Origin of the sequence: Coleofasciculus chthonoplastes PCC 7420, from assembly GCF_000155555.1 — a bacterium.
In the GTDB taxonomy this organism is placed as follows: domain Bacteria; phylum Cyanobacteriota; class Cyanobacteriia; order Cyanobacteriales; family Coleofasciculaceae; genus Coleofasciculus; species Coleofasciculus chthonoplastes_A.
Window position 1 is genome coordinate 25909 of record NZ_DS989853.1, and the last position, 19351, is coordinate 45259.

Here is a 19351-nt window from a genome sequence, read left to right on the forward strand (position 1 = left end):
ATTTTTTCCCATGATGAGAACGGAGTCTGGATGATAATGACGAAATCGCTGTAGTGCGAACATCTTGCTTGCCACTAATACCCAATTTAAATGCATCACGGCTTATTCGTGTTGGGCATGGTTTGAGATTGACTAAACTACTAGCTGGGGTCAAAGACGCCATTAAATAAAGGGCGCAATGCCTTGCGCCCCTACGGATGGGATACACTATTCATCAAATCAAATATTGATCAACGCTCTAATGTTATTCACATCAAAATCCAGTTGGGCAAAATCTTGCTTGTGATTTAACAGAATTTTGCGGAATTCGGCGGGAATATCCCCATCTTCATTCTTGATGATATATCCATACTTAATCGCCGTTAACACATTAACCAGATAAAGCAGTTGCGTCGCTTCTCCTGAATCGGGCGCAATTGTCGGATCATCCTCATTCCCAAAACTACCATTCCGCAGTCCGAGAGAACTATACAAGACTTCCCCCCCAGCATCCGTTTGGGAATCATTCACCCAGGAATGCCACAGAGTTACGTGGAAAATCGCAAACCGACAGAACTGTTTTAAGTATTCTATATCATTGGCATCGGGTTTATCCGATAGCGTAATCGGACTGACCACTTTCAGACTGCCATTGATGGTGCGTCGGGAATTATTCGGTTGAGTCAGTTCATTCGTATCGTACCATTCATACCCATCGTCGCTACCACTATCTTTTCCGGGTTCATACGCCACACTATGGTTAACCAAGTCATCCGATAAGCGATGAATTTCAATCCATTCGCGTTCAATTTCATCCTGATAGGTTTGGAAAAAGACATCAATATAGTCCGTCAAAATCTGCCAATAGAGATTGGCTATCTTGGCATAGGTATGAGTTTCACATAACGGCTGACGCGGTTGCCACCCTTTCCAATCCAACTGCGACATGCTCTCATGACAAATCTGCACCACACTCTCTGGCGTCAAGGGTCCAGCCGTAACAACATAGCCCTCATTTGGGTCTACTAATACCGTATCCGCCCGCCGATTAATATTAATCAAGCTCTTGAGGTGAGGAATTAACATCAGACGGAGGGGATTTTTTCTCAAGTTACGAAAAGCCGCAACTGTATATTGCTCCATCTGTAAATGAGCTTTGATATAATGTTCAATTAGTTCAGCCGCGAAGAACGTGTTGGTGCGGAAAATTCGCTTTGCCTGCAACCATTGATCGCCGTCATTGGGAGTATAGGTGACTGGTTCTTTCAGGGGAGAAAAGGGAGCGTAGGAATCAGGCTGTCGGCTTTGAATAGTAATCGAAGTGGGTAAGAATTTGCCATCTTTTACCTCAAACGTGGCATCGACGTTGTGCAGGTCATGAATCTGATCTTTTTCGTAAGCATCCCAGTTAAACGTAACCTTGTACTCATTCGGGTTGTGCTTATTTTTTTTCGGTAAACAGGGATTCATTCCATTAAGAATCCGCAGTCCAAAAAATTCATCACTTCGGGTGTAGCCCGGATTTTTTCGTTCTAGCTCAATTGTGGAATTGGGGGGATAATCGGCTTGAATCTCTGGGAGAGACGGTTGATCCGGATTGAGCGTATTTTTGATAACGTGCTTGGCTTTAATTGGGGTTAAATGATTTGCAGCTTCATACCCTTGCAATTTACGACCAATCGCATCTTCATCCGGTGTTCCCTCTAACTCGGTAAATAGAATACGGGGGAAGGAATTTGTGGGGTTGTAAAGCCAGTAGGGAACAGTGCAAGTGCCAAAGTCATACTCTTTTTGCGTGACATTATCGGGTCCTTTAATCGTGTAGGCGAGACGTTTGGCAAGCACCAATTTATTGTTGGTATCGAAGCTAGTACGAATTTCGATGACTCTCAATTCTAAATCTGGCTCGTCCTTAAACCCCGCTTGGTCTGGATCATAGTAAATCTCAAAATACCCATTGCGATCCGTTATCCCTTTCCCTAGATACTCTTCCGGTGTACCAATGTCTCGATCCCACAACTCCACTTCCATATTATGTAAGGGGTTTTGGGTGTCACTGAACACAAGCTGACCGACAACTTTGCTTAACTGCGATCGTTGTTTTGCCGCTTTTTTCTGGAGTTTTTGCTGAACACTAGACGTGTTAATTAGCCTGAGCTTTAAAACTTGTAATAGTTCTTGAACAATCGTTTGCTTCTTTGTCATGTTCATGTTGATGTCCTTTCCTCAAAAAAAAACGTTACAGGTTTATTGATGCCTTTTCCCGGATGATGCCGGAATCCTTAATCATTCATGAGATAGCCTAAAGGCTGAAGCCGGAGCAATGGGACGATTCGTTAACCCATCAGCAATTGGCAAATAACCAACAATCGGCTTTATTAGCAAATAGCAATAGATTTGTCAATGCGTGAACCAGAAATAACTCAATACTTATGAGTTCAAATTAGTTGTGAAATAGTAATCCTTGCTGGGCAAGACTTTCAGACCTCTTGGTGTTCACGACTCATTTAGACTGGCTCGACTGGCTCTATTTGGGAACAGATTCATACTGTATACTATTTTTATTCATTTTTCAAGTTAGTTAGGATCGATGTCATTTCATTAAGAAATGTTTAGACTTTTTGCCTAAGTTGAGCTGAACGCCATAAAGTTTAATACGTATGATGATAAAGTTCTAAATTAACCCTTTCCAGCAACCAAAACCCATAGGAATTAGGATGGACAATCAAAAAATACTCGAAGTCCATGAGCGTCAACTCAAGTTCTCGCGCCTCTTGGCAAAAATTGGTCAGAACAATCCCATTGGCAAAGTCATTCGTTTAAGGGCTTATTTTTTAGACCTTCCGGTACTAACCAAGCAATGGCGAGATTATTTGTATGTGCGGAAGGAACGGATCTCCGATAAATTTCTGGGTTTGGATCAGGGAATCATCCATACCTCCTACGCTGACGCCAAAAGGCTGGTTGAAACCACACCTCAGCAACGGGATAATTATTTGGGACCCTTGAAAATCAATGCTCGCAGTTATTTTCTCGGTCATCCCTTATGTTTAGGAACCAATGGTGATGAACATGCAGGGATTCGAGCGTTATTTTTTCACGCTTTACCGGAACCCGAAGAAATAACAGAGGTATTAGCAAAGTTAGTCGATGAAGAGCTAGCTAAGGCGACAAAGCCGGGAATAATCGATGTTAAAACTGACTTACCCAAAATGATTGTCGCCCTATTACACGAACTAGTTCTTAACCTCAAATTATCTGAGGAAGAAATTGCTGGCTCAGTTGGTTATATTGGAGGGTTAGGATTAGCGACTGTTCCCAATCTTATTCATAATACACTGTTGAGGAATAAGACGCGATCGCACATTCAGCATCGTCAAGGGTTAGTAGACACTTACAAAAAATCTCCCAAGTATCAAGATTATCTAGGGTTCGGGGCGACACATCAGTTAAATGAACAACAGGTTGCCAACAATCTGTTTGATATGATCCATGTTGCCGGAACTGCTGGAACCAGTGATCTCCTTGCCTCTGTGTTCGGTGTTTTATGTCAAGATGAAGCCTTAAGAGCAAATGTTAGTGCTGAAATCGATACCGTTTGGGATGGTCAAACTCCCCCAAACGCCCAAACTTTAGCCCAACTCGAATTAACCGAAAAGGTAATTTTTGAAACAGCACGTCTTTATCCGCCCGTTCGTTTTCTCAATCAAATGTCTACCGAACCGATGGAAGTAGAAATTGGCGGTCAGCGATGTCCATTCCAAAAGGGAACTCGTCTAGTCGCTTCCCTATTTACGGCGAATCGCGATCCTGACAAATATGAAGAGCCAGATACATTTAAAACTACACGAGATTATCGCGATCTTTTATCCTGGAATGGCTCGAATCAGGAACGCAACTGTCCGGGCAGAGCCCTATCGATTGCGATTGTAAAACTGTTCTGTTTATATGCATTCAAGCACTATCAATGGCGTTCCGTTTCTGGTGTAGAATGGGATATGAAAAAGTTTGCTCCCTTTAAGCCAAATTTAGTGTTGAATGGCTTTGCACGGCGAGCCAACTAATTGTTAGGTACTGCCTTGGCGAATACCGTTTTACCTCGATCAAAAGACAAGCTAAAAACAAATCATGCTAACCATTGAAACTCGGCAACTTAACGATATTGGCACTTGGATGAAACAAGACAGGGGAACTGATTTACCTGACATTCTGAAAGGGGTCTTTTTTATGGATGGGAATCCTTTTCCCGATGATTGTCTGACATTAGAAGGTGGTAAATGGGACGCGAGGAGTCGAACATTATTAGTCTCGGTATTTTCTCCATTTCAGTGGACATTTAGTGTTTCCGATAAAGGGCGTCGGTTACTCAATATTGTTAATTTAACCAAATTAACCTATAAAGTTCAGTTCGATGAAACCTTCCGCCATGCCCAAATCACCCCCATTGTGTTCGGATTCGGTTTACCCAAGTGGATTGCGGAATTCACAATGACTCAACTGGATGACGATATGCAAGGCAATACCTGGGAGCGAAAAAACTCTTGGTTGTTAGGACTCTCCGACGCTTGGGGATATACACTCAGAAAGATTTTGGATCAAAATCGTCAGTATACTCCCACGTTCTCTAACCTGCAGTCAAGCGTTCCCAATGAGTTTTTGGTAATTACCAACAATGAATAAAAACCCTATTCTTTTTAGCGAATTGTAACGTGAGGTGGGCAAGCCCAATCAACTCTAAATCGCACGATCATTAAGGTTGGTGGGCAATGCCCACCCTACGGTATAGCGGGTGATTAATCCAAAGTTACCGTGAGGTAGCAAGTAAAATGAACCCTAACAAAAGCCGTTAATATCCCAAGGTTAAAGCACCAGGACGTCGGGGGTCAGATGCACCGTTTAAGGTTTGATCAACTAACATAATACTTTGGGTACTTCCCATGGTATTGGTGACAGTAATCTGATGTCCTTTGTCCTCTAACAGATGCATGGTATCTCCATTTAATCCGGGTTCAATCATCAACTGATCCGGAAGCCATTGATGATGCACTCGAACAGCATTCGTTGCTTCAGCAATATTCATGTCATGATCAATTACATTCAAAATAACCTGTAACACTGTCGTAATAATCCGACTCCCTCCCGGACTTCCCGTCACCAGAAACGGCTTCCCATCTTTTAAGACAATCGTTGGTGTCATGGAACTGAGCATCCGTTTTTCCGGTTCAATGGCATTAAATTCTCCACCAATCAAGCCAAACGCATTGGGAACTCCTGGCTTGGCGGAAAAATCATCCATTTCATTGTTAAGCAGAATCCCTGTCCCCGTAACCGTTATTTTACTGCCATAACTAAAGTTTAGGGTATAGGTATTCGCCACAGCATTACCCTGATTATCCATAACTGAATAATGAGTGGTATTGTTACTTTCAATAAACGGATTGGGATTACCAGGAGCAATTTCTTGACTTGGCGTTGCTTGATCTAAATTTATTTTGCGGCGTAGCTGATTGGCATAGGGTTTAGAGATTAACCCAGAAATGGGTACAGACACAAAATCAGTATCCCCTAAATATTTAGACCGATCCGCATACGCGAGTTTCATGCTTTCGGTGAGTAAATGAATCGTTTGGGCAGTATTTTGTCCCAATTCTCCCAGAGGAAAGGCTTCCAAAATATTCAGCAATTGTACCAGATGAATTCCTCCAGAACTCGGCGGTGGCATGGAATAAATTTCATAGCCGCGATAAGTACCGCGAATCGGTTCTCGGATAACGGGTTGATACTCGGCTAAATCCGCCTTAGAAATCAAGCCATCATTGGCTTCCATCTCTGTCACAATCGCATCTGCGATCGCGCCATGATAAAATGCCTTTGCACCCTGACTAGCAATCAGTCTCAAACTCTGAGCCAAATCCCTTTGCACCAGAGTTTCGCCAATCTGATAAGGTTCTCCCCCTGGTTTATAAAAGATAGTCCTACTCGCCGGATAAGCCTGCATCCGTTCTTTCACGGCAATTAGGGAACGATGCACATATTCAGACACAGGGAATCCATTTTCGGCTAATTCAATCGCAGGTTGTAACGCCCGTGCTAAAGAAATTGTCCCGTATTTTTCCAGTGTCATAGTTAACCCAGCCACGGTTCCGGGAACACCAACGGCTGCATGACTATAACGGGATTTTTCTGAATCAACGTCACCCGTTTCATCCAGAAACATATCACGAGTGGCGGCTTTTGGGGCTTTTTCTCGATAATCAATGGCAATGGTTTTATGTTCATCCTCTAAATGAACCAGCATAAATCCACCGCCACCAATATTTCCCGCACTGGGTAACGTAACCGCCATCGTAAATCCTATGGTGACGGCAGCATCAATGGCATTTCCGCCCTCTTTTAACACAGCCAACCCTGCTTCTGTGGCATAGCGTTCTTGAGAGGAAACCATACCATTTTCAGCGATAATCGGATGAAAGATATCCCTGGGGCTATAAATGGGGACATCTTGAGCGACAACTTGGGTACAAATCAGACTGACTGTAGCCAGGAGAATCAGGATTTGTTTCGGATAGCGAGAAAAGCGATAACTTCGGATAGTGAGTATTTTTATGCTTTGCTGAAAACGTTTCACAATTGGAATACAATAGAGTGATTTCGACAGGAATTACAAATTGTAGGGGCGAGTTTAGCCACAATTGTAGGGGCGAGTTTAGCCATAATTGTAGGGGCGGGTTTAGGGACTGTAGGGGCGGGTTTAGGGACTAAGGTCAGCTATTGTTGAAATAACGGAACAACAAAACCCGCCCTCCCCACCGATAAATGAACAGCAAAACCCGCCCTCCCCCTTGATCGATTGTAGAGATATTGTAGACTACTGGACTAACACAGCTAAAGTGATGGATTAGACTTGTCAATTTTATGGGCGCACGCCATGCGCCCCTACGGTTTCTGGATGTAATTTTAATTCATCACCACGCCACTGCGCCTAAAACAGGATAAATAATACCCGATCGCAACCAAACGACTATTCCATGCGATCGCTCATCAGTTTAGGGGCTTGCAGCTTTGTCCCCTGACTTGTACCCGCCGGATTAGGGGCGATCGGGGAAGTGCGCTTAAGCGGGACAACAATTCTCTCGCGGTACAGGTTTGCCCGTTTTTGGATCAATCCCTTCTCATCAGGATGTTCATAAACCACCGCACCTCTACTTTGCTCTGCCAAAATTTTGCAGGCAAAATAGTTTGCCATAAACTGATCTTGTTTAAACGTTGCTCCGGCTTGTGGGATATCCTTTTTCCCTGGATAATGTTCCGTTAATTCCTTGGGACATTCTCGCAACCACTGCTCAACCCCTTGAGCATAAGCCCTTGCGACTTGCTCTTGACTAATTTGCCAAGTATCTTTCTGACGCCGCAGACTAAATTTACCATAATGACCCACGGCTTGTACCTCTTTGGCGTCTTTTGCGATCGCGGATAAAATATCACCCTGATTCAGAGGCGTTCCACCGGGATGGTTATGGGTGACGATTTGATCTGTATCAGACGCTTTCCCTTTTGATTTTTTCGGTTTCTTTTTCGATTTCTTGGGTGGAAACACAGGAATATTTGCGGCGTTATACCCAAAACGTTCCGTCTGTTTCAGTTGCGTCTGGATATCTGCGGTTTCCTGAGATGAAGCAGATGTCTGTTTGGGGGAACCAAAAGGGCGTGTTTCCAAGGGATTAGTGACAGGTAACTTAGCAAGTCTTGCTTGGATACCGTTCCCGAAAGAGCGCGTCTGTAGCGAACTTTGTGCTGGGATAAACTCGTCTTCCCCAGACCGTTTTTTACGGATTCGTCGTCGGATACCCATAACCCCCTCCAAATTTAACTGGAGATATACTTGACGTATAGCATTATTTTGTGTTTATGTCAAGTTTTATCGCCAAGCTAAAGTCAATGTAACAGATGCTGTTTTTATTTTGAATCCATCAGGGATAGAGCGATGTAGGATAACCTTGACTTTGCCGAACATCGGTAAATTGATTAGGTTTCCCACCTATCCATCCCAACGCCAACCTGAGTTGTTACTGAGCCTGTCGAAGTACAGGTATGGCGTGGGGCTTCCGGTGAAGAAAGGTAAATAGTCTTCAAACCCTTACAAAGGACGTAGCTTGCTTCTTTTCGGAAAGCGAGTATTACCGACGATCTCTACCGCCCGACTTTTATTGTGTCCACCTACTTATCAAACACCTGAAACTCTACCCCAGAATCAGTCAATCGTTTTGTCAAGGCAGAACGATGCTCATCCGTACAACTGAACAAAACATGAAACGCCGTGGGTTGTTCGGCTTCGTTGACGATTTGAGGTTGCGTCAGCCATGTCTCATGAGCATCCGATAACACTTGCATCAAGATCTGGAAATCGTTTTGAGTGGCATCTTGTAAAAGCAGATTTGCCTGATTTACCATCAACAGATAAGCTTCCCCATCGATCCAACTTAGATCCGTAATGCATTCATCAAAAGCATCCCAGTTTTCGCCAAAGTAGTAGGGAAACTGAAGGGCTGCACCTATTTCATTGAAAAAGTCAGGCAAAGTTTTACTTTTGTTGCCCCTAACTATCCGAATCGCCGCCTGTGGATAATCTGACGTTAACTGAAGATACAAGTCAGCCAAGGAGGATTCATCTGCCACTTGAACATAGAATGTCGGTTGCTCCGGTTGAAAAACTTTTTCATACTCCATAACCCGTCCTCACTGCTCTTAGCTAAAATTCTGTAAAGTCTGTATAGTGATTATTGGTGTAATATCTTTTCCCATCACTACCGATCACAATTCTGTCTGAACCCCTATTTTTACCCGTATAGGGATAAATGTCGTATTCAATGTAAGTCACTCCAGATGGCAGATCCCCAGAAAGATTCTTGTAGGGGCGATCGCCTACGTATTGATTATTACCAATTTGAAAACCATTCAGTTTTTTCTTTCCCACCTGAACTTGAATTTTTTTGGCGCTACTCACTTGACTAGCAAGGGTTTTCGCTCCAGACGGTACAGTTGCACCTTTGGGATCTCCTTTTTGATAGAGTACACGCCGGATAATGTGGTTGTGGGAGTCAGGACTAGGAATTAACTTGGTTTGAACCGACTGTGTTGGATTCTGCTGTACGACATGGGTCAACTCATGAGCGAGCAACTCCTGTCCATCCTTACTTCCAGGGTTGTATTCGCCCTGCTTGAAGAAAACATCTGATCCTGTTGTGAAAGCACGCGCCTGAATTGAGCGATTGAGCTGGTCAGATTGACTATCAGTGTGTACTTTTACCCCGCTGAAATCAGCGCCAAATGCTTGTTCCATCGGTTCTCGGATATCCTCTGAGAGGGATTGTCCCTGACCCCGTTTTTGTTGAATCGATTCTTCTAAGTTAACGGAGGAATTTGTACTCCCTGTTCCCGATTGGGATTTCCTCATTAACTTTAGGCTAATTTTTTTTTTCTCTTCCTCTTCAGGAGAAATACCTTGACGCTGGAGAGTACCCGATTCAAGTTTGGCACTAAGGGGAGTTTCCTCTTCCTCTTCTGGTGGTAGAGTTTCCCGTTGTAGTGTCCCCGATTCAAGTTTGGCACTAAGGGGAGTTTCCTCTTCCTCTTCTGGTGGTAAAGTTTCCCGTTGTAGTGTCCCTGATTCGAGTTTGGCACTAAGGGGAGTTTCCTCTTCCTCTTCTGGTGGTAAAGTTTCCCGTTGTAGTGTCCCTGATTCGAGTTTGGCACTAAGGGGAGTTTCCTCTTCCTCTTCTGGTGGTAGAGTTTCCCGTTGTAGTGTCCCCGATTCAAGTTTGGCACTAAGGGGAGTTTCCTCTTCCTCTTCTGGTGGTAAAGTTTCCCGTTGTAGTGTCCCTGATTCGAGTTTGGCACTAAGGGGAGTTTCCTCTTCCTCTTCTTCTGGTAAGGCTTCTCGTTGTACTGTCTTACCCTGAACCGACGGCTGACTCTGAGGCGAATTAATCTGATTAACGACTTGAGACGCTACTTGATCCGCTTCCTGCTCATACTTATCATTCGGTTCTCCAATCGTCAGCTTTGCCTGAATCGGTGTGGCGTTACTCGAAGGTACGGTGGGAATATTAGCGGCATTATAGCCAAAGCTCTCTGCTTGTTTGAGTTGAGCTTGGAGATCTGGCATCTCTTGTTTTGGCGAGGATGCCTGCTTGGGAGTACCGAAAGGACGAGTTTGCAAGACATTGGTTGTTGGTAACTCGGCTCGTCTCGCCTGGATACCTTTACCGAAGGGGCGCGGTTGTAAAGGATTCCGTACTGGTAAAGAAGTCGATTCCCAGGATGTTTTTTTGTTAAGACGCCGTCGGCTACCCATGACCAGTCTTCCCAACTCAACTTGTGAATACTTAATATTATCCTGCACAAGTCCTTTATGCAATTCGCGATCGCTCAAATTGTTACGGAACTTTAGAAAATATAGTTCCGTTAGTGGTGAGGGAGGGCGGGTTTTGTTGTTCCGTTATTGGTGGATATCTGAATTTAGTCCCTAAACCCGCCCCTACAATTATGGCTAAACCCGCCCCTACAATTATGGCTAAACCCGCCCCTACAATTATGGCTAAACCCGCCCCTACATACAATTGGTAGACGTGCCATGGCACGTCTCTACATTAATTTTTACCATTCCTAAACCTCTTATTTAACCCATCCCCTGATTTCTACATCGGTTAAGGGTCGCTCTAGTTTGATATATTCACTCTTAGTGGCTTGTAAAATATGTTTCATCTGTACGGCTTCCCCAGCATCTGCCGCGATAAACGCCGCATTCATGGCAATGCTGCGAATATTACCCCCTGCTACATTCAGTTTTGCCAATTTCCGATAATCGAGTTTTTCGGTTGGTGTCTGTTTAGGAAAGATCCGTTTCCAAATTTCTTGGCGTTGCTCCGCGTTGGGGAAAGGAAATTGAGCAATAAAGCGAATCCGGCGCAGAAAGGCTTGGTCTAAGGCACTTTTGATATTGCTGGTTAAAATTGCCAATCCTCGATAGGATTCCATGCGCTGCAACAGATAACTGACCTCAATATTGGCATGGCGATCATGGGAGTCTTTGACTTCAGAACGCTTACCGAATAGGGCGTCGGCTTCATCGAAGAGAAGGATCGAGCCGCCTCCTTCTGCGGCATCAAAAACCCGGCGTAAGTTCTTTTCAGTTTCACCAATATATTTACTAATAACAGAACTAAGGTCAATCCGATAGACGTCTAATCGTAACTCTTTGCCGATCACCTCGGCTGCCATAGTTTTCCCGGTTCCACTGGCACCAGCAAATAAAGCGCTAATTCCCAGCCCCCGGCGACTTTTTCCGGCAAATCCCCAACTTTCATAGACCTTCATCCGGTGGCGCACATGGGTGACAATTTCTGATAAGACAGTGCGTTCTCTGTCCGGCAAAATTAAATCATCCCAAGTGGCGGCTGTGTCAATCCGTTGGGCTAATTCTTCCATGCGGGGACGGGCTTGAATACAGCAAACGTCCCACAATTTAGTGGTAAGGGGTGGGAGGGCAGATGGGTTGTAGCTTTCTTCGTCTATAGGTTGTTCATCTTCTTCTGGCGTCTCAATGTCCATTCCTTTGATGGTTAAGCAAGCGGTATGAATATTGGGGGCGCTGAGGTTAAATGTGGAGACTAATAAGTTGATTGCAGGCTCAAGTTTTGCGGCTTTATCGGCTAAAGCGTTTTGCCAAATTAAACGCTGCTCATCGCTGGTGGGATGATGGACATCAATGGTAATAATGGGACGCTGGCGTTGGCGGCGTCGATCGCGACTCGTGACAATCAGGGGTGTATTCAGGCTTTCGATGAAACGTGCGATCGCGCTTTCTCTGGCTGGATCATTGGTTTCGAGATGATCACAGTTGAGCATTAGAACCGTGCTACTTAATGCCCATTCCCGTTCATAGAGTATCTTAACGATATTCAGTTGACTGGTATTCGTGGGTAAAGATTCAGCAGAAAGGGCATGGAGATTAATCCCTAGATGATCGCATACGGCTCGCGCGATCGCCCGTTTACTGGTAACATCTTCTCCACATAGCTGCACTACCGGGAATGTCCCCTCGCCCACCTGTAACCAGGTTGTAGCAATTTGCTGTACGCTTTGCTGATGCGAGGATACCAAAATACCAGGTAAAGGCATCGGTTCCTCCATACTCGCCAAGCGCTCATCAATATATTGAACGCCGCGCAGGTAATGTAAAATCCGCTCATCAATCCGTAGCGAACTACTGGTTAATGTAAACCCTTCACCCACGTCAATCAACCGCCAACGGCGCAACGGTGCATCTGGCGTCAGCGCCCCCCAATGTCCGTGGGGCAATATATTCAACGCTAGAGCAAATGTGGGATAATTCATTTGTTCATTACTCTGAGCGATGCCGCAGAGCAACCCCCAAGAGGCGTCAAATTCCATCCCCGCACATAACAGCAGCAAATCTCGCTCAAATGAGGATAGCCCAAACATTTGGCAAAGCTGATCCAACAAGGGAGGCGGTGAAAGCGATGTGTCGGGTTGATGGTGTGAACCATTTCCATTGGGATAGAAGCCATTGGTTAAGGTAAGAGAGATACCTGTAGTGATTTGATCACTCTTGCGTTCCAAGGCTTGACGCACTCGCGCAATCTCTCCCATCAAATACTGCTGATTGGCTTCTAGCCAGCCTTCGGTTACATTGAGCCGGGATACAGACATGGGCATCGTTAAGCGCAGCAATATTCACCATGATATAGCGTGTGGCGGCAAAAGTTTTCGGTTGGGGAAGCTGGGGGAGCTGGGGAAGCTGGGGGAGCTGGGGGAGCTGGGGAAGCTGGGGGAGCTGGGGGAGATGAGGAAGTCGTGAGTTAACTCAAAACTCTACCTTACACTGTTGCCTGTTGCCTGTTGCCTATTCCCTATTCCCTATTCCCTATTCCGTGACAAATGACAAATGACAAATAATGCGTATTCTGTTGGTTGATGATGAAGTTGAACTCACCGATCCTTTAAGCCGAGTCCTCAAACGGGAGGGATATGAGGTTGATGTCGCTTATGAGGGACAGTCGGGACGCCAGTTAGCGATGCAAAGCGACTATGACTTACTTATACTAGATTGGATGTTACCGCATCAGTCTGGGTTAGAGCTTTGCCAACAGTTGCGATCGCAAGGGAAAACGACGCCGGTTCTTTTCCTTACCGCTAAAGATACCCTGGATGATCGGGTGATGGGATTGGATGCAGGGGCGGATGATTATTTAGTTAAACCCTTTGAATTGCGAGAATTACTGGCTCGAGTTCGCGCCTTGCTGCGGCGTTCGGCGGCGACGGAAACCAATGCGCCTGTTCGGTTGCGCGTTGCTTCTTTAGAACTGGATGTAGAAAATCAGCTCGCTTATCGTAATGGACGATTAATTGAACTCTCGGAAAAAGAAACCCAGCTTCTGGACTATTTTATGCGTCATTCGGGTCAACTGTTGACTCATGGGGAAATTTATCAGCAGTTGTGGCAGGATGAAGAACAACCTAGTAGTAATGTCTTAGCGGCTTTAGTGCGCTTGTTACGCCGCAAAATAGAGGCTCCTGGTGAAGCCCCATTGATTCACACGGTATACGGGAAGGGATATCGTTTGGGCGAGGGGAGTTAAGTTGAATGGTATTGACTGGTATGTTGGTGGGCAATGCCCAACAGCCTCTATTGGGTTGATTCTGGGATATTCAGCTAACATCTGTCTAGCTAATTGAGAATAACTATAGACAATGCTCCAGTTTTTCCTTATTGGCTGGCATGAAAATGCGACCCTACTTAAAAAATATTGACAATTTTTGTTGACTTAACATAACTATGGATTTTGCGCTAGGATTTGGATCTTACTTCATCAACACTTCACAGAAATTCTCTCTTGAGAGAATTATACTGTTAAGTAAGCACATATACCGGGTGTAACTATGAATAGCATCTACTCAAAAATTTCGTTCCGAACGGCTGGAGTTGCTTTAGGCGTTGGTTTAGCCACTGTGGGTCTGTCTCTCGTTTCGGGTGTTGCCAGTGCCGCTACAGTCACGAGTCTACCTGACTTTACCGATGACCAGTTCGATGGGTTAATCAATAGTGGGGAATTTACCGAAGTATTCGTGGCTGAAGGGCGAATTGGTAATAACAGTTTGAACCAGGCTGAACGTGAGTTGGGGATTAATGATAAAGCTGGGACTCCTGTGCAATCCGCTCAGTTTGTCTGGGGGAATGGTACAGTCTATGATTTCACACTGGAGTATACTGGCTCAACAGTCAACTATAACGTTGGTGGAACAATCCTAAGTAGCACAGCGTTTACCGAACCAATTGATACGATATATATTCGTACCAAAGAAACAGCCAACAGCAATGTACGGCTTAATCTTGATAGTTTGAATACCTTTTCGGCTCCAAGTGATAACGATAGTGACGATGTAGACTATGTGTTGATTGAAGATATCTCAGCACCGTTTACACTGACGGGTACAGTCAGCTTCGATTGGACTGGAGATCAACCGACTCGCTCTAACTTGGCGTATCAAATCAAAGTAGGCACTAGCGAACCTGTTCCTGAACCCTTGACTATCCTAGGTTCAGGTGTCGCGCTCGGATTTGGTGCTTTGTTGAAAAAAGAGTCTTCCAGAAAGCAAAATAAGGTAAAGTAACCAGGAAGCTATTTTTTTCTAGTCGCTAAATAGGGGGATTTTGAAGCGAGGACTCATTCAAAAATGATGGATCAACTGCCCATTCGGGCTGGTATCGTCGGGACTGGATATGCTGCCAACCAGCGGGCGCAAACCTTACAGGCGGATGCGCGATCGCAGCTTGTGGTTGTCAGTGGGCATACCCCGGAAACTGTGCAAGACTTTGTACAACGTCACCAAACCAGTGCCGTGGAGTCTTGGCAACAAGTGGTGGCACATCCGGATGTGGATTTAGTCTTTGTTTGTACGATTAATCGTGATCATGGTGCGATTGTTAGGGCGGCTTTAACCGCAGGGAAGCATGTTGTTGTCGAATATCCCATTTCCCTTGATCCGACAGAAGCCGAATCCCTAATTGCCCTTGCTCAAGCTCAAGGCAAACTCCTACATGTGGAACATATTGAGCTATTAGGCGGCTTACATCAAGCCTTACAGCAATCATTACCAGAGATTGGCACTCCTTTTTATGCCCGATATGTCACAATTGTGCCTAAGCATCCATCGCCGCAGCGTTGGACATACCATCGGGACTTATTTGGCTTTCCCTTTAAAGCCGCATTACCCCACATCCATCGATTTACTAATTTATTTGGTAACGTCGCAACCGTTAGCTGTAATACTCAGTTTTGGCAGCACTCAAACTATTATAGTGCCTGTCTATGTACGGCTCAATTACAGTTTGCCAAAGGTTTAATTGCCCACGTCACCTATGGTAAAGGAGACGTATTTTGGCAGAGGTTGCGGACGTTTGAAGTCCACGGCGATCGCGGGACACTGGTATTTGAGGGCGATCAAGGTAAATTAATCCGGGGAGAGGAAGAACATCCTATCACTGTAGCAGGGCGTCGCGGTTTATTTGTTCAAGATACGCAAATGGTATTGGATCATCTAATGGATGGAAAGTCTCTGTATGTGTCGAGTGAAGCCAGTTTATATGCGCTTCAGGTTGGAGAAGCTGCTTGCCAATCAGCCCAAACCAATCAAATGATTGTGTTGAAATAGGTGCTTATGGGGTTAGTGACAATAGCGCTAGATAATCACTCTGCACTGTCTCAGCCCAAACTCTGCCACTCTGTCAGGGCGGGTTTTGAATAAACTTGATCATCAATGGCAAAATGAAAGCCTTTGTCAGGGCGGGTTTTGAATAAACTTGATCATCAATAGCAAAATGAAAGCCTTTGTCAGGGCGGGTTTTGAATAAACTTGATCATCAATAGCAAAATGAAAGCCCTAAACCCGCCCCTACTTTCGGAAAAACATATAACCATTAATCAAGTTCAACTTGTACTTCCACGCGATCAAGTCCGCTGCTCAAATTCTCGTGTCTGCGGAAATTGATTGGACTGATCGGTGGAGATAAGGGTTCGTTAACTGAGATTTCCACATCGTCTATTAACTGAAAGTCAGTACCAGCTTGGTTGTTAAAATTAATCTGGCTACCACCTGTTCCTCTCCATGCCAGGGCTGGATCATCTAAAAAGAACTGGTCAAAATCATCGCCGAGATTTCTCTGTTCAATGCCCATTAGGGATTCACCAGAGAGGGTAACGTCGTCGGCTTTGGTCGTGACTGGTGATTGAGCCGAGACAGGGTTCGCTAAGCCGAACATGGCGGCTATGATTCCTATGGCTGTAAGATTTTTATATCGCATTGGCGTTCTCTCCCATGAGAGTTTGTTACATTTTTATTATTTTTGATTGAAGTCTGGTTTACCTCTATCAGAGGAAACGATAATTGACAAAGAGGTATCTTCAAGAAGATAGATTTTTCTTCAGCTAACTAAGGTTACATCTGCCGACGCACTAACCGGACTTTGACAATAGGGTGGTGTATAAGTTGAATGGACGAGAGGATGAGTTAACCGTGAATCTATCGGTACGAGTCTTTCCCAGAACTTTTGGATATCAAGGGGAAATGAGGTATGAGTTTACTCAGGCAGATGACTTAGTCGGAGTGGTATCTGTCTGTGAGGATGAAACCTCCTATTTTATTCATTTCTTAAACGTCATGCCTGGTAATCGTGGCAAAGGGTATGGTTCTAAAATCCTGAAGATGCTTTGTCAAATGTTGCATGATAAACCAATTACTCTAGAACTGGACAAGGGTAGTCCTTTTGGCATAGAAAATTTACGCGCCTGGTACAGCAGACATGGTTTTGTATCAACGACTGAGGATTTGATGATACGCCAGCCGCCAGGTAGCCGGAAACAGGAAGCATGATTTCGGAGATGGGGTGAGGGGGTGATGGGGGAGATGGGGGAGATGGGGGAGATGGGGGAGATGGGGGAGATGGGGGAGCTAGTGCAGCGGGCATAAAAATACTTGAGCAGCTTCGTAGATACGATGAAGCAGGGGGAGCAGAGGGAGCAGGGGAAGCGGGGGGAGATATTAGCTGTTCAGTTATTTCTGCCTTCTTGCACTAGGGGAGAAAAAACCCATACAAAATAGCGAGCGAGACGCTCGCACTACTTTTCCTTCCTGGTTTATTTCCTTTAACCTACTTAAACTGAAGTTCCCCCAACCAAAAAATCAAAACTGCCTCACCGTGCGGCTTTGCGCGATTTTTAAGTCGCCGTACATGGGTACAATTTTTGAGGGGATTGAGCGCTAAAACCACCACGGAATAAGGATTTAGCCTGGGTGTAGTACATCTGCACTGGAGTAACTTCAGCTTAAAGCTGAATGCAAGCCACAATAGGATAAATTCCTGACTCCCAAAATTCGCGAATGAGTTACTGCCTTAACCTAACTTGTCCCAAACCCGACAACCCTGATCATGCCAGATTTTGCTCCACTTGTGGGTCAAAATTACTTTTAGGCGATCGCTACCGGGCGATGGAGTTGATTAGTCAGGGGGGTATTGGTCGTACCTTTCGGGCAATTGACGAATCTGAGTCGGGATTATCCACTTGTATTATCAAGCAGTTTTCACCCACCAATCAAGGGACAACCAATATTGAGAAAGCGGCGGCATCTTTTCGTCAAGAAGCCGCCCGATTACAAACTCTAGGCGAACATCCCCAGATTCCCCGACTGCTGGCTTATTTTGAACCCAATCCGCAAAGGGGAACGACGGGGGCGATCGTGCAATGCTTAGTAGAAGGAGAGAGTTTAGCTCAACAATTAGTGCAAGAAGGAGCATTTAATGAAACCCAGATCCGCCATATCTTGGCACAACTGTTGCCTGTATTACAGTATATTCATTCTCATCAGGTTATTCACCGAGATATTAATCCAGCCAATATTATTTGTTCTGCCAGTACAGGAATCGAGACAGACGCCGATACTCTGGTTCTCGTTGATTTTAGTGCCGCAAAATTGACCACAAAAACAGCATTAGCCAGAACCGGAACCGTGATTGGTTCTGCGGCTTATGCCGCCCCGGAACAACTGATGGGCAAAGCGGTAACAAGTAGTGATTTGTATAGTTTAGGGGTGACTTGTATTCATTTACTAACCAGCATTCATCCCTTTGACTTGTTTAACAGTTTAGAAGGAATGTGGGTGTGGCAAGACTACCTAGTTGAACCGATTAGCGATCGCCTCACGCAAACCTTGAATAAAATGCTGGAGGGGGCGGTAAAACTGCGCTATCAGTCAGCCGCCCAGATTCTCCAGGATTTGCATCTCACCCAGACGTTAGCCCAATCATTGTCAGTCGCTTCCCCAAATCCATCAGTTAAACCAAACACGCTAACACCGACGTGGCAATGTGTACGGACGTTGCGGGGTCATTCGAGTTCGATTCATGCGATCGCCTTTCATCCAGACGGACAGATTCTGGCGAGTGGGGGTGCGGATCGTAGCGTTAAACTCTGGCATCTGGAGAGTGGTATACCCAGTTGTACATTTTCTGGGCATTCTAGTTTAATTGATACCATTGCTTTTAGTCCAGATGGACAGTTTTTAGTCAGTGGGAGTTGGGATCACACGATTAAACTTTGGGAATTAACGACCCAAACATTAAAGCATACCCTGAAGCAACATTCAGGTTGGATTAAGTCAGTTGCTTTTAGTTCAGATGGACAGCTTCTCGCCAGTGGCAGTGCTGATAAAACAATTAACATTTGGAATTTAAACCTACAAGATATACAGAAAACTCTTGATGGTCATTCCAGCATGATTCATACGATTGTCATTAGTCCAGATGGACAGATTCTGGCAAGTGGTAGTGCAGATCGCACGATCAAATTGTGGAATTTAGCCACAGGTGAAATTCAACTGACCCTACATGGTCATACCGATGCCGTCAATTCACTTGCCTTTAGTCCTAGTGGTCAACTTTTAATCAGTGGTAGTGCGGATGCGACGATTCAAGTCTGGAACTTAAAGACAGGTGATATTTTATTGACGCTGACTGAACATACAGATGCGGTTCATTCTGTTGCCATCAGCGCCAAAGGTCGCCTATTAATTAGTGGTAGTGCTGATGGAACGGTTAGACTTTGGCATCCGGGTCGTGGAAAACTGATCCAGACCTTATCGGATCATTCCGCTGGTGTTATGTCTGTGGCAATTAGTCCAGATAGTTCAACCTTGGCGAGTGCGGCTCAAGATAAAACGATTAAACTTTGGCAATTTATTTAAGTAGGGAACAATTTTCCCTCAACCGGGGGTCAAAATCTCACCTCTTCCATCC

Annotated in this window: 15 protein-coding genes and 1 pseudogene; 7 read left to right on the forward strand and 9 right to left on the reverse strand. The window is 45.0% G+C overall.

Annotation, left to right across the window (positions count from 1 at the left end):
* Positions 1 to 219: 219 nt before the first annotated feature.
* Positions 220 to 2190 (reverse strand): lipoxygenase family protein, encoded by a 1971-nt coding sequence (locus MC7420_RS18280; protein WP_006102195.1) that lies wholly within the window; start codon positions 2188 to 2190, stop codon positions 220 to 222.
* Between the two features lie 506 nt (positions 2191 to 2696).
* Here MC7420_RS18280 and MC7420_RS18285 point away from each other — a divergent pair.
* A complete protein-coding gene (locus MC7420_RS18285) occupies positions 2697 to 4043 on the forward strand; it encodes a cytochrome P450 (protein ID WP_006102244.1) in 1347 nt (448 codons plus the stop codon).
* A 64-nt stretch (positions 4044 to 4107) separates the two neighbouring features.
* Positions 4108 to 4659, forward strand: coding sequence for a hypothetical protein (locus MC7420_RS18290; protein WP_006102231.1), 552 nt, complete (start codon positions 4108 to 4110; stop codon positions 4657 to 4659).
* 166 nt (positions 4660 to 4825) lie between these two features.
* Here the strand turns inward: MC7420_RS18290 and ggt are convergent, their stop codons facing one another.
* The 7 genes and pseudogenes from ggt to MC7420_RS18315 all read right to left on the reverse strand — a co-directional run bounded on the left by ggt (position 4826) and on the right by MC7420_RS18315 (position 12711).
* Positions 4826 to 6607 (reverse strand): gamma-glutamyltransferase, encoded by a 1782-nt coding sequence (gene ggt / locus MC7420_RS18295; protein ID WP_006102194.1) that lies wholly within the window; start codon positions 6605 to 6607, stop codon positions 4826 to 4828.
* Between the two features lie 393 nt (positions 6608 to 7000).
* Entirely contained in the window at positions 7001 to 7831 is an 831-nt protein-coding gene (locus tag MC7420_RS18300) for a hypothetical protein (RefSeq protein ID WP_006102153.1), read from the reverse strand.
* An 87-nt stretch (positions 7832 to 7918) separates the two neighbouring features.
* A pseudogene (locus MC7420_RS42625) lies at positions 7919 to 8014 on the reverse strand (RNA-guided endonuclease InsQ/TnpB family protein); the annotation flags it as partial.
* Positions 8015 to 8196: 182 nt separating this feature from the next.
* Positions 8197 to 8706, reverse strand: coding sequence for a barstar family protein (locus tag MC7420_RS35410; RefSeq protein WP_006102334.1), 510 nt, complete (start codon positions 8704 to 8706; stop codon positions 8197 to 8199).
* A gap of 22 nt (positions 8707 to 8728) precedes the next feature.
* On the reverse strand, positions 8729 to 10411 hold the full coding sequence (locus MC7420_RS35415) for an eCIS core domain-containing protein (RefSeq protein WP_006102290.1): 1683 nt from the start codon (positions 10409 to 10411) through the stop codon (positions 8729 to 8731).
* A 4-nt stretch (positions 10412 to 10415) separates the two neighbouring features.
* On the reverse strand, positions 10416 to 10619 hold the full coding sequence (locus tag MC7420_RS37055; RefSeq protein WP_071777232.1) for a hypothetical protein: 204 nt from the start codon (positions 10617 to 10619) through the stop codon (positions 10416 to 10418).
* A gap of 34 nt (positions 10620 to 10653) precedes the next feature.
* A complete protein-coding gene (locus MC7420_RS18315; protein WP_006102335.1) occupies positions 10654 to 12711 on the reverse strand; it encodes an ATP-binding protein in 2058 nt (685 codons plus the stop codon).
* A 245-nt stretch (positions 12712 to 12956) separates the two neighbouring features.
* Here MC7420_RS18315 and rppA point away from each other — a divergent pair, with 245 nt between their 5' ends.
* From rppA to MC7420_RS18330, 3 genes are all read left to right on the forward strand, one after another.
* Complete coding sequence (gene rppA, locus MC7420_RS18320) at positions 12957 to 13640, forward strand: two-component system response regulator RppA (protein WP_006102173.1); 684 nt, start codon at positions 12957 to 12959, stop codon at positions 13638 to 13640.
* 301 nt (positions 13641 to 13941) lie between these two features.
* Positions 13942 to 14673: a PEP-CTERM sorting domain-containing protein gene (locus tag MC7420_RS42630; RefSeq protein WP_006102342.1), complete on the forward strand. Its 732-nt coding sequence runs from the start codon at positions 13942 to 13944 to the stop codon at positions 14671 to 14673.
* A 63-nt stretch (positions 14674 to 14736) separates the two neighbouring features.
* On the forward strand, positions 14737 to 15714 hold the full coding sequence (locus tag MC7420_RS18330; RefSeq protein WP_006102134.1) for a Gfo/Idh/MocA family protein: 978 nt from the start codon (positions 14737 to 14739) through the stop codon (positions 15712 to 15714).
* Positions 15715 to 15979: 265 nt separating this feature from the next.
* On the opposite strand, the gene MC7420_RS18335 is transcribed toward MC7420_RS18330, so the two are convergent.
* Positions 15980 to 16363, reverse strand: a complete 384-nt coding sequence (locus MC7420_RS18335) for a hypothetical protein (protein WP_006102141.1) — start codon at positions 16361 to 16363, stop codon at positions 15980 to 15982.
* Between the two features lie 176 nt (positions 16364 to 16539).
* On the opposite strand from MC7420_RS18335, the gene MC7420_RS18340 reads away from it, so the two are divergent.
* Both MC7420_RS18340 and MC7420_RS18345 read left to right on the forward strand, forming a co-directional pair.
* Positions 16540 to 16932 (forward strand): GNAT family N-acetyltransferase, encoded by a 393-nt coding sequence (locus tag MC7420_RS18340; RefSeq protein WP_044208112.1) that lies wholly within the window; start codon positions 16540 to 16542, stop codon positions 16930 to 16932.
* 507 nt (positions 16933 to 17439) lie between these two features.
* Positions 17440 to 19299 (forward strand): serine/threonine-protein kinase, encoded by a 1860-nt coding sequence (locus MC7420_RS18345; protein WP_006102328.1) that lies wholly within the window; start codon positions 17440 to 17442, stop codon positions 19297 to 19299.
* Positions 19300 to 19351 lie beyond the last annotated feature (52 nt).

Coding starts and splice junctions, on each gene's coding strand:
- MC7420_RS18315 (WP_006102335.1), bottom strand. CDS start 12,711: ATGTCTGTATCCCGGCTCAATGTAACCGAAGGCTGGCTAGAAGCCAAT.
- MC7420_RS18335 (WP_006102141.1), bottom strand. CDS start 16,363: ATGCGATATAAAAATCTTACAGCCATAGGAATCATAGCCGCCATGTTC.
- MC7420_RS18280 (WP_006102195.1), bottom strand. CDS start 2,190: ATGAACATGACAAAGAAGCAAACGATTGTTCAAGAACTATTACAAGTT.
- MC7420_RS18300 (WP_006102153.1), bottom strand. CDS start 7,831: ATGGGTATCCGACGACGAATCCGTAAAAAACGGTCTGGGGAAGACGAG.
- MC7420_RS42630 (WP_006102342.1), top strand. CDS start 13,942: ATGAATAGCATCTACTCAAAAATTTCGTTCCGAACGGCTGGAGTTGCT.
- MC7420_RS35410 (WP_006102334.1), bottom strand. CDS start 8,706: ATGGAGTATGAAAAAGTTTTTCAACCGGAGCAACCGACATTCTATGTT.
- MC7420_RS18285 (WP_006102244.1), top strand. CDS start 2,697: ATGGACAATCAAAAAATACTCGAAGTCCATGAGCGTCAACTCAAGTTC.
- MC7420_RS18330 (WP_006102134.1), top strand. CDS start 14,737: ATGATGGATCAACTGCCCATTCGGGCTGGTATCGTCGGGACTGGATAT.
- MC7420_RS18345 (WP_006102328.1), top strand. CDS start 17,440: ATGAGTTACTGCCTTAACCTAACTTGTCCCAAACCCGACAACCCTGAT.
- MC7420_RS18290 (WP_006102231.1), top strand. CDS start 4,108: ATGCTAACCATTGAAACTCGGCAACTTAACGATATTGGCACTTGGATG.
- rppA (WP_006102173.1), top strand. CDS start 12,957: ATGCGTATTCTGTTGGTTGATGATGAAGTTGAACTCACCGATCCTTTA.